This is a genomic window from Mycobacterium sp. (assembly GCF_039583805.1).
Classification (GTDB): Bacteria; Actinomycetota; Actinomycetes; order Mycobacteriales; family Mycobacteriaceae; genus Mycobacterium.
The window spans coordinates 2,402-12,126 of the sequence record NZ_JAVKSH010000066.1 but is presented as its reverse complement, the minus strand read 5'-3'; the positions used below and the strand labels follow the sequence as shown (position 1 = coordinate 12,126).

At 68.3% G+C, this 9,725-nt stretch carries 9 protein-coding genes and 1 pseudogene; 2 read left to right on the top strand and 8 right to left on the bottom strand.

Annotated elements, in window-relative coordinates:
- Both ABDW21_RS10585 and rfbA read left to right on the top strand, forming a co-directional pair.
- Positions 1–144: pseudogene (locus ABDW21_RS10585) on the top strand (nuclear transport factor 2 family protein); the annotation flags it as partial.
- Positions 145–154: 10 nt separating this feature from the next.
- Positions 155–1,021 carry a glucose-1-phosphate thymidylyltransferase RfbA gene (gene rfbA, locus ABDW21_RS10580; protein ID WP_343601441.1) on the top strand — a complete coding sequence of 289 codons (867 nt, stop codon included), beginning with the start codon at positions 155–157 and terminating at the stop codon, positions 1,019–1,021.
- A 22-nt stretch (positions 1,022–1,043) separates the two neighbouring features.
- Here the strand turns inward: rfbA and ABDW21_RS10575 are convergent, their stop codons facing one another.
- The 8 genes from ABDW21_RS10575 to ABDW21_RS10540 all read right to left on the bottom strand — a co-directional run bounded on the left by ABDW21_RS10575 (position 1,044) and on the right by ABDW21_RS10540 (position 9,640).
- Positions 1,044–2,336 carry a pyridoxal phosphate-dependent aminotransferase gene (locus ABDW21_RS10575; RefSeq protein ID WP_343601453.1) on the bottom strand — a complete coding sequence of 431 codons (1,293 nt, stop codon included), beginning with the start codon at positions 2,334–2,336 and terminating at the stop codon, positions 1,044–1,046.
- A gap of 11 nt (positions 2,337–2,347) precedes the next feature.
- Positions 2,348–4,993: a (Fe-S)-binding protein gene (locus ABDW21_RS10570; protein WP_343710434.1), complete on the bottom strand. Its 2,646-nt coding sequence runs from the start codon at positions 4,991–4,993 to the stop codon at positions 2,348–2,350.
- Between the two features lie 160 nt (positions 4,994–5,153).
- Positions 5,154–5,606 (bottom strand): hypothetical protein, encoded by a 453-nt coding sequence (locus ABDW21_RS10565; protein ID WP_343710433.1) that lies wholly within the window; start codon positions 5,604–5,606, stop codon positions 5,154–5,156.
- A gap of 123 nt (positions 5,607–5,729) precedes the next feature.
- The gene (locus ABDW21_RS10560; RefSeq protein WP_343601436.1) at positions 5,730–6,659 is read right to left on the bottom strand and encodes an LLM class F420-dependent oxidoreductase; all 930 of its coding nucleotides are present in this window, start codon (positions 6,657–6,659) and stop codon (positions 5,730–5,732) included.
- Between the two features lie 28 nt (positions 6,660–6,687).
- Positions 6,688–7,245 (bottom strand): hypothetical protein, encoded by a 558-nt coding sequence (locus ABDW21_RS10555; RefSeq protein WP_343601434.1) that lies wholly within the window; start codon positions 7,243–7,245, stop codon positions 6,688–6,690.
- Between the two features lie 166 nt (positions 7,246–7,411).
- A complete protein-coding gene (locus tag ABDW21_RS10550; RefSeq protein WP_343601432.1) occupies positions 7,412–7,594 on the bottom strand; it encodes a hypothetical protein in 183 nt (60 codons plus the stop codon).
- A gap of 4 nt (positions 7,595–7,598) precedes the next feature.
- On the bottom strand, positions 7,599–9,038 hold the full coding sequence (locus tag ABDW21_RS10545) for an amino acid permease (protein ID WP_343601452.1): 1,440 nt from the start codon (positions 9,036–9,038) through the stop codon (positions 7,599–7,601).
- 122 nt (positions 9,039–9,160) lie between these two features.
- The gene (locus ABDW21_RS10540; protein WP_343601431.1) at positions 9,161–9,640 is read right to left on the bottom strand and encodes a MarR family transcriptional regulator; all 480 of its coding nucleotides are present in this window, start codon (positions 9,638–9,640) and stop codon (positions 9,161–9,163) included.
- Positions 9,641–9,725: the final 85 nt, after the last annotated feature.

Sequence of the window (9,725 nt, the reverse complement as noted above, 5' to 3'; positions counted from 1 at the left end):
GGCTCCAATACCCCTGGCTCCAATACCCCTGTCGCGACGGCATTCCGGGTGGTGCACGATCACGTGACGTCTGTATTCTGTCACCGCGACGTGGCGGCCGCGCTGGCCGCGACGGATCTCACCGAGGCCGATCTCGTCGACTGAGGAGCAGCACATGCGCGGGATCATCCTGGCCGGAGGTTCAGGTACGCGATTGCATCCGATCACCATGGGCACCAGCAAGCAGCTGCTGCCGGTGTACGACAAGCCGATGGTCTACTACCCGCTGTCGACCCTGATGATGGCCGGCATCCGGGACATCCAGGTGATCACCACCGCCCACGACGCGCCCGCCTTCCACCGGCTCCTCGGCGACGGAACGCAATTCGGCATCGATATCAGCTACGCGGTGCAGTACCAGCCTGACGGCCTGGCGCAGGCGTTCGTCATCGGCGCGAGTCACATCGGCACCGACTCGGTGGCATTGGCGTTGGGCGACAACATCTTCCATGGTCCGGGCCTGGGCACCAAACTGAACAGATTCCAATCGGTGGACGGCGGAGCGATTTTCGCCTACTGGGTGTCCGACCCGTCGGCATACGGCGTCGTCGAGTTCGGCGCCGACGGCACCGCGCTGTCCTTGGAGGAGAAGCCGGCCACCCCGAAGTCGCACTACGCGGTGCCGGGCCTGTACTTCTATGACAACGACGTGATCGACATCGCCCGCGGCTTGCGGAAGTCGGAGCGCGGCGAATACGAGATCACCGAGATCAACCGGGAATACCTGAACCAGGGGCGACTGGCCGTCGAGGTGCTCGCCCGCGGCACGGCCTGGCTCGACACCGGGACGTTCGACTCGCTGCTGGACGCCAGCGACTACGTCCGCACGCTGGAGCGCCGCCAGGGGCTCAAGGTCGGCATCCCCGAGGAAGTGGCCTGGCGCAAGGGTTTCATCGACGACGAGCAGCTGGCCGGTCGTGCCCGCACCCTGCTCAAATCCGGGTACGGAGACTACCTGCTGGAGTTACTGGAGCAAGGTTGACAGCATACCGGCAACCGACGGGCTACTGGCGGTAGCCGGTCAGGAAGTTGCCCAGCCGCTCTATCGCGGCCGACAGGTCACGTGACCACGGCAGTGTCACGATGCGCAGGTGATCCGGTGCGGGCCAGTTGAATCCGGTGCCCTGGGTGACAAGGATCTTCTCCTGAAGCAGCAGATCGAGCACCAGTTGCTCGTCGTCGTCGATGTCGTACACCTCGGGATCCAGCCGCGGGAACGTGTACAGCGCACCGGCCGGTTTGACGCATGACACGCCGGGGATCTCGTTGAGCTTCGACCAGGCGACGTCGCGCTGTTCGAGCAGCCGGCCGCCCGGCAGCACCAGGTCCTCAATGCTTTGGTGGCCGCCCAACGCAACCTGAATAGCATGCTGGGCAGGCACATTCGGACACAACCGCATGTTGGCCAGCAGGTGGATGCCTTCGATGAAACTGCCGGCGTGGTCCTTGGGCCCGGTGATCGCCAGCCAGCCGGCCCGGTATCCGGCGACCCGGTAGGCCTTGGACAGCCCGTTGAACGTCAGGCACAACAGGTCTGGCGCCACCGCGGCCATGCTGGTGTGTGTGGCGTCGTCGTAGAGGATCTTGTCGTAGATCTCGTCGGCCAACAGCAGGAGCTGATGCTTGCGCGCCAGATCGGCGATCTGCGACAGGACGTCGCGGCTGTAGACCGCGCCGGTCGGGTTGTTCGGGTTGATCACCACCAGCGCCTTGGTGCGGTCGGTGATCTTCGACTCCAGATCGGCGATGTCGGGCTGCCAGCTCTGGGTTTCGTCGCACAGGTAATGCACCGGGGTGCCGCCGGCCAGCGAGGTCGACGCCGTCCACAGCGGGTAGTCGGGCGCGGGAATGAGCACCTGGTCGCCGTTGTCCAGCAGCGCCTGTAGCGTCAACGTGATCAGCTCGGAGACGCCGTTGCCCAGATACACGTCGTCGACGTCGAACCGCGGGAAGCCGTCGACGAGTTCGTAACGGGTGACCACCGCGCGCCGCGCGGACAGGATGCCCTGCGAGTCCGAATAACCCTGCGCGTACGGCAGCGCCTGGATCATGTCGCGCATGATGACGTCGGGGGCCTCGAACCCGAATGGGGCCGGGTTGCCGATGTTGAGCTTGAGGATGCGGTGACCCTCGGCCTCCAGCCGCGCGGCGTGGTCATGCACCGGCCCGCGGATCTCGTAGAGCACGTCCTGCAGCTTCGACGACTGCGCGAACGTGCGCTGGCGCTGCTGGTGACCGGTGGCGTGCCACGGCAGCTGGTGAGTGGTCACGTCAACTATGGTGCCATGGCTGTCCAGCGAAATACGACTCAGCGTTTGCCCGGCGGGCGGGCACCGCGGGCGATGCCCAGGCCCTTAACAGGCGCGCCGGGCGCGTCCGGCGGCGCTGCTGCCGGAGCTGCGGCCGTGCGCTCCCCGTCGTTTTCCGCGGCCGCTGATGCGGGTTCGGGCTCCGCCGGTGCCGACGGCTGCGTGGGTGCGGCCTGGGCGCCCGCGGCCGGCGCGGCGGGCGCGGTGGCGGGCGCCTGCGGCTGGCCGGCGGATGGGGTCGGCGCGGCGGCCTTCTTGGCGCCGGGCCGTTTGGCTGAGCCCGCGATGCCCAGGCCGGTGACGGCTTTGGCGGCCTTCTCCGGGGCGGGGGCGGCGGCAGGGGCGGCGGGCGCTGTAGGCGGCGCGGCGGCCGGCGCCGCGGTGGCGGCCGGCGGGGGAGCGGCCGGGGCTGCGTGCGCGGCGGCGGCGCCCTTCGGCGGCAGCGTCACGGTGCCGCGGTCGATCGAGTCCAGCAGCACGTTGGCCACGTCGCGGACGTCGACACCCTCCCGGCCGGCGGCTTCGGAGCGGTCGTCGACACCGTCGGTGACCATCACCCGGCAGAACGGGCATGCGGTGGCGACGGTGGTGGCGCTGGTGGCCAGCGCCTCGTCGACGCGCTCGTGGTTGATCCGTTTGCCGATGTGCTCTTCCATCCACATCCGCGCGCCGCCGGCGCCGCAGCAGAAGCTGCGCTCGGCGTGCCGGGGCATCTCGGTCAGTGTCGCTCCGGTGGCCCCGATCAGCTCACGCGGCGCCTCGTAGACCTTGTTGTGGCGGCCCAGGTAGCAGGGGTCGTGGTAGGTGATCGCCGGGCCGCCGCGGTCGACCGGTGTCACCGGCACCAGCTTCTTGTCGCGCACCAGCCGGTTGAGCAGCTGGGTGTGGTGCAGCACCGTGTAGTTGGCGCCCAGCTGCCGGTATTCGCGGCCCAGCGTGTTGAAGCAGTGCGGGCAGGTGACCACGATCTTGCGGTCGACGGTCTCCACGCCCGCGAACACCCCGTCCAGCGTCTCGACCGCCTGCTGGGCCAGTTGCTGGAAAAGGAACTCGTTGCCGGAGCGGCGGGCGGAGTCGCCGTTGCAGGTCTCGCCGGCGCCCAGCACCAGGTAGCGCACCCCGGCGATGGCGAGCAGCTCGGCGACGGCCTTGGTGGTCTTCTTCGCCTTGTCGTCGTAGGCGCCCGCGCAGCCCACCCAGAACAGGTACTCGTAGCCGTCGAAGCTGTCGACGTCCTCGCCGAAGACCGGGACGTCGAAGTCGACCTCGTCGATCCAGTTGGTGCGATCCGCGGCGTTCTGTCCCCACGGGTTGCCCTTGTTCTCCAGGTTCTTGAACAGCCCCGACAGCTCGGCTGGGAACTCCGACTCCATCATCACCTGGTAGCGGCGCATATCAACAATGTGGTCGACATGTTCGATGTCCACCGGGCACTGCTCGACGCAGGCGCCGCAGCTCACACACGACCACAGCACGTCGGGGTCGATGACACCGCCCTGCTCTTGGGTGCCGACCAGCGGTCGGGTGGCCTGCTCGGGACCGGAGCCCGCCACCCGGCCGAACCCGGACTCCGGGACGTGGTGGCCGTCGTCGTGCGCGGCCGCGGGGTCGAAACCGTCGGCGGGGCGCTCCCGCTCGCCGAGGATGTAGGGCGCTTTGGCCATCCAGTGATCGCGCAGGTCCATGATCAGCAGCTTGGGCGACAGCGGCTTGCCGGTGTTCCAGGCCGGGCACTGCGACTGGCAGCGGCCGCACTCGGTGCAGGTGGCGAAGTCGAGCATGCCCTTCCAGGTGAAGTCCTCGATCGTGCCGCGGCCGAACACGGCGTCGTCGGGCGGGTTCTCGAAGTCGACCGGCTTGCCGTCGGACTCGACGGGCAGCAGCGGGCCCAGCGCGTCGGGCAGCCGCTTGAACGAGACGTTGAGCGGAGCCAGGAAGATGTGCAGGTGTTTGGAGTGCAGCACGATCAGCAGGAACGCCAGCATCACACCGATGTGCAGCAGCAGCGCGACCGTCTCCAGGATTTCGTTGCCGTGCGTCCCGAGCGGCGCCAGGATCCGGCCGAACAGCTGCGAGAGGAACGCCTCCTTGCCGTAGGGCAGGTTGCCGGTGTTGACCGCTGAGCCCCGGAACAGCACGTACGTCCAGACGACGTTGAAGATCATGATCAGGATCAGCCAGGCGCCGCCGTTGTGCGAGCCGTAGAACCGTGACGCGCGGCCGTGCTCACCAGGGTTGCGGACGACACGGATGACGGCGAAGGTGGCGATGCCGACGGTCACCGCGACGATGAAGAAGTCCTGCAGGAAGCCCAGCCCGCCCCAGCGCCCGACGATCGGCAGGTGGAATGTGGGCGAGAACAATCCGCCGTAGGCCTCGATGTAGACGGTGAGCAGCACGAAAAACGCCCACATGGTGAAGAAGTGGGCGAGGCCGGGGATCGTCCACTTCAGCAGCCGCCGCTGACCGGCGACCTCGGTGATCTGGGTCTCGACGCGGGTGCCGACCTCGTCGGTGCGCCCAGTGGCCGGCTGGCCGGACAGGACGAGCCGGGCCAGCCAGCTGACCCGGAGGGCGGCGAACAGCAGCACCACCGCCGTCATGCCAAGGCCCACAACGAGTCTGATCAGCGTCTGCGTCTCCACGAGGCCTCTCCCCAATCGTTGTTACCCGACGGTAACCAGCGCGCTGTTACTGATCGGTAACTTAACTGCATTGTCCTGCTCAGACCTGCTCATAGTGACATCTTCAGGGGGTGCTTGGCGACGCAGGTTCCCCTAACCGTGCGTGGCGGCTGCCCGGCCGTCACGGGTGGAGCCCGGGGACGTGGATGTTGGGCAGGTAGTCCTCCCACCAGTGCTGTTTGGGCAGCGGTTGGTCGGTCGTTTCGGCTGGTCCAGGCGGTGCCGTGGCCGGCGGGGGCGCCATGGTGTTCACCGTGACCGAGGTCGTCGCGGTAGACGTCGTCGTCGCGGTAGACGTCGTCGTAGTGGGAGCTGGCGTCGTAGTGGGAGCTGGCGTCGTGGGCGCTGTCGTCGAGTGCGTGGGCGCCGGGGTGGTCACGGTCGGGGGAGCGCCACCGTCGCCGGTCGTGGCCAGCACCACCAGGCCGTAGACGATGACCGCGACCAAAGCCGCGACCAGCAGGCCCCACCCGGCCAGCGCCCACGGTCTGAGGTACCACGGCGAGGCTTCGCCGTCGGCCACGCCGTCGGAGTCGTCGTCGGAGTCGTCAACCTGTGGACGGTGGCCCTCCACGGTGAAAGATCGTAGTGGCGCCCGCGCACCGCGCGAACACCGGCCGCCGTCCGAGGACCGGCGGCAGGGTGATCACCGACGGCGGCGGCAGTTTCGGCAGCTCCGCCACGCCCGGGCGGCGACTCAGAGCCGCGGGATCACCTCGCCGGCGAACAGCTCGAGGTGGCGCAGATCGGACAAGTCGAGCAGTTGCAGGTAGACCCGCTGCACGCCGATCCCGGCGAACGGCCCGAGGTGGTCGACGATCTCGTCGGGTGTGCCGACCAGCGGCGAGCTCGTCCGCATCTCGTCGAGGTCACGCCCGATGGCCGCGGCCCGCCGGGTGAGCTCGGCGTCGTCGCGGCCGGTGCACAGCACGAACGCCGCCGAGAACACCATCGACTGCGCCGAGCGGCCGTTGGCCGCTACCGCGGCCCGGACCCGATCGAATTGGGTGCCGATACCCTCCAGCGAGGCGAACGGCACGTTGAACTCGTCGGCGAACGTCGCGGCCAGCATCGGTGTGCGGGTGGCGCCCAGCCCGCCGACAATGATCGGCGGGTGGGGCCGCTGCACCGGTTTGGGCAGTGCCGGGGAGTCGTTGAGCGCGTAGTTGGCTCCGGCGTAGTCGAAGGTTTCACCGGCGGGCGTCTTCCACAGCCCGGTGACGATCTCCAGCTGCTCGGTCAGCCGGGCGAATCGCTCGGCCAGCGACGGAAACGGAATTCCGTAGGCGCGGTGTTCCCGTTCGAACCAGCCGGTGCCGAGGCCGAGTTCGACCCGCCCGCCGCTCATCTGGTCGACCTGCGCGACCGACACCGCCAGCGGCCCGGGATGGCGGAAGGTGGCCGAGGCGACCAGCGTGCCCAGCCGGATCGACCGCGTCTCGCGGGCGATGCCGCCCAGGGTCACCCAGGAATCGGTGGGCCCGGGCAGCCCGTCCCCGCTCATCGCCACGTAATGGTCGGACCGGAAGAATCCGGAGAATCCCAGCGATTCGGCGGTCTGGGCAACCGCGAGCTGATCGGAATAACTGGCACCCTGCTGCGGCTCAACGAACACCCGAAAGTCCACGAGCGACAGCGTAGGCGGCGCTGATTGTTCAGAACGTCTCGACGTGTTCGATGCTGACGAATATGCCGTGGCCGGTGCGGTCGTTGGTGAAGCGGGTGCCGCTCTCGCCGGCCGCGATCGTCCAGCCCTGCGCTTCGTAGCTGCCGTAGTCGATGGTCACCACCGGAATGTCGCCGAGGTTGCCCAGCACCCACCGGACCTCGCCGCCGGCGGTGACGCTGACGCCGTTGGCCCGCTGGCCGTCCTGCATCGGGGAGTCGGTGAACTGCGCCTCGCAGCCGACGCTCTCGGCGTTGATCTGGCAGCGGGTCGCACCGGATTTGGTCGCGATGTAGACGTAGCCGTTGTCGTCGGGCGGCAGCGAGATGGGCCCGCCGGGTGCGGTCGGGCCTCCCGGTGGCGGCGCCGGCTTCCGCGCCGGTGGTGAGACCGGCGGCCGGGCCGTCGGGACGGACGGTTCGGCCGCCCCGGCGCCCGGGGCCGCCACCGGCCTGCCCTCGACGGTGGAGCTGCATCCGGCGATCACCACGGCGCCCGCGAGCAGCAGGCATCCGCCGACGGCCAATGTGCGCGTGAGCCTGGACATATCGCGGCTCAGCCTACGGCGAAGTGACGCGAGTGACTGTGGTGACTCGCCGAGCTGCTGTGACCCGGCAGTTCCCGCGAAAGTGCAACTGGCGACGCTTCCACTCGAGAAACGCGTCGCCAGTTGCACTTTCGGGAGACGGACGGGCGTCGAGCAGGTTCCACGGTCACGAGAAGTCGCGAAACGCCAGCACGAAGCCGGAGATCGCCGTGATTGCGGCGATCAGATAGCCGACGGCCGACCACCAGCCGGCCAGCAGGTACGCGGTGACCGCCACGATCGCGATACCGAGGAAGATCAGGGCCATGCCGTACAGCGGCGGCTGGGCAGCGTATCGGTTGCGTGTCATCGGCTCACCCCGTTGCCTCGGACTGCGCGGCAGCGCTCACCCGGTCGCGGACCAGGAACCAGCCGCCGGTCAGCGCCGGGACACCGAGAACCAGCGTCGCGATGATCCAGGGACCGCGCTGCGTATCGCACATCATCAACACCAGCACTCCTGCGAGGAACGTCAAGGTGAGATACCCGCTGTAGGGTGACAGCGGCATCCGGAACCGCGGGCGTTGCATGGTCCCGGCAACGGTGCGGCGGTGGAAGCGCAGCTGGCACGCCACGATCGCAGCCCAGGCCGCCATCACGCCCAATGCCGCGATGTTGAGCACGATTTCGAACGCCTGGCCCGGCTTGACCGCGTTGAGCACGACACCGAAGAGGCCGATCATGCTGGTCAGCAGAATGCCCCCGTAGGGCACCCCGTTCGCCGACATCCGGGCGGTGAACTTCGGGCCGCTGCCGTTGATCGCCATCGACCGCAGGATACGTCCGGTGGAATACAACCCGGCGTTCAGGCTCGAGAACGCCGCGGTCAGCACCACCACGTTCATCAGGCTACCCGCGCCGCCGAAGCCGATCTTGGCAAAGAACGTCACGAAGGGGCTTTCGTGGGCGCGGTAGGCGGTGTAGGGCAGCAGCAGCGCCAGCAGGGCGACCGACCCGACGTAGAAGATGGCGATGCGGGCCACTACCGAGTTGATCGCGCGCGGCATGATCTTCTCCGGCTCCGCGGTTTCGCCCGCGGCGGTGCCGATCAATTCGACTGCCGCATAAGAGAACACCACACCCGAGGTGACCAGCACCAGGGGCAGCAGGCCGGTGGGCAGGAACCCGCCGTGGTCGGTCCACAGGCTCAGGCCGATGTGCTGACCGTCGATCTGGTGGCGGCCGGCCACGAAGATGGTGCCGACCACCAGGAAAATGACCAGCGCCACCACCTTGACCAGAGCGGCCCAGAACTCCAGCTCGCCGAAGAGCTTCACCGAGATCATGTTCACCAGCACGACGACCAGCAGCGCTACGAGCGCCAGCGTCCACTGGGGGATCACCTGCAGCGGCACCCAGTAGTGGAAGTATTTCGCGATCGCGGTGCTGTCGACGATTCCCGTCATCGCCCAGTTCAGGAAGTACATCCAGCCCGCGACGAAGGCCGCTTTCTCGCCGAAGAACTCCCGGGCATACGACACGAACGAGCCCGACGACGGGCGGTGCAGCACCAGTTCGCCCAGCGCTCGCAGGATCAGGAACACGAAGCCGCCGCAGATGCCGTACACCACGAACAGCCCCGGCCCGGCCGACGCCAGTCGCCCGCCCGCGCCGAGGAACAGGCCGGTTCCGATGGCGCCGCCGATGGCGATCATCTGCAGCTGCCGGGGCTTGAGGTCGTGGTGGTAGCCCTGGTCCTCGCGGGTGAGCAGGTCGGTGGCGGCCGAGCGCGGCGAGCCGGGCAGCGGTGGCATTGAAGTCCCCATGTCGTGGTGTGGTGCATCGCTGCGACGCGGGCACGGCCGAATGTCTGTGCATGCGAGGCTATCGCAGCGGCCCGTCGTGGCGGCGTGACATTCCCGCACCGACCCGAACCCTACGATTGGACGTCGAGGTAGGTGGGCTCGTCGCCGGCGGTGGTGAACGCCATCAGGGCGCGCACCAGCCCGTGGCGCTCCGGCGCCGGCATGTTCTCCACGACTCGGGCGATCTCGGCGCGCCGGTGTGCGATGACCTGGCGGACGACTTTTCGCCCGCGCGGGGTGAGCGCCGCCAGCAGCTCGCGCCGTGAGGTCGGGTGCGGTCTGCGGTCGATCAGCCCGGCGGTGACGAGTCGGTCGATCATCCGACCGGTGGTCGATGGTTGCACATGCAGCAGACCGGCGAGCGTGCCGAGGTTGAGCGGACCCCGGTTGGACAAAATCACCAGGGTCCGGAATTGCGGAATGGTGATCGTCTCGTCCACCCGGGCGATGGATTCGGTCGAGATGGCCATCAGCAGTCGTGACGCGGCCAGCAGCGCGTCCGTGAACGCATCCACCGACTCGTCTGCTGCTGTCGGGCCGGGTGTGTCCATTGACTTGCCTGTCCGCTGTTCCGGCGTGGTCGTGACGGTCGTAGTGCACCAGCGTGGCAGGCATATTGCAGCAGCCTGGCAGGCA

Excerpts from the sequence above, each read along its gene's own strand:
- rfbA (WP_343601441.1), top strand. The coding sequence starts at position 155 with ATGCGCGGGATCATCCTGGCCGGAGGTTCAGGTACGCGATTGCATCCG.
- ABDW21_RS10550 (WP_343601432.1), bottom strand. The coding sequence starts at position 7,594 with ATGACACGCAACCGATACGCTGCCCAGCCGCCGCTGTACGGCATGGCC.
- ABDW21_RS10555 (WP_343601434.1), bottom strand. The coding sequence starts at position 7,245 with ATGTCCAGGCTCACGCGCACATTGGCCGTCGGCGGATGCCTGCTGCTC.
- ABDW21_RS10545 (WP_343601452.1), bottom strand. The coding sequence starts at position 9,038 with ATGCCACCGCTGCCCGGCTCGCCGCGCTCGGCCGCCACCGACCTGCTC.
- ABDW21_RS10540 (WP_343601431.1), bottom strand. The coding sequence starts at position 9,640 with ATGGACACACCCGGCCCGACAGCAGCAGACGAGTCGGTGGATGCGTTC.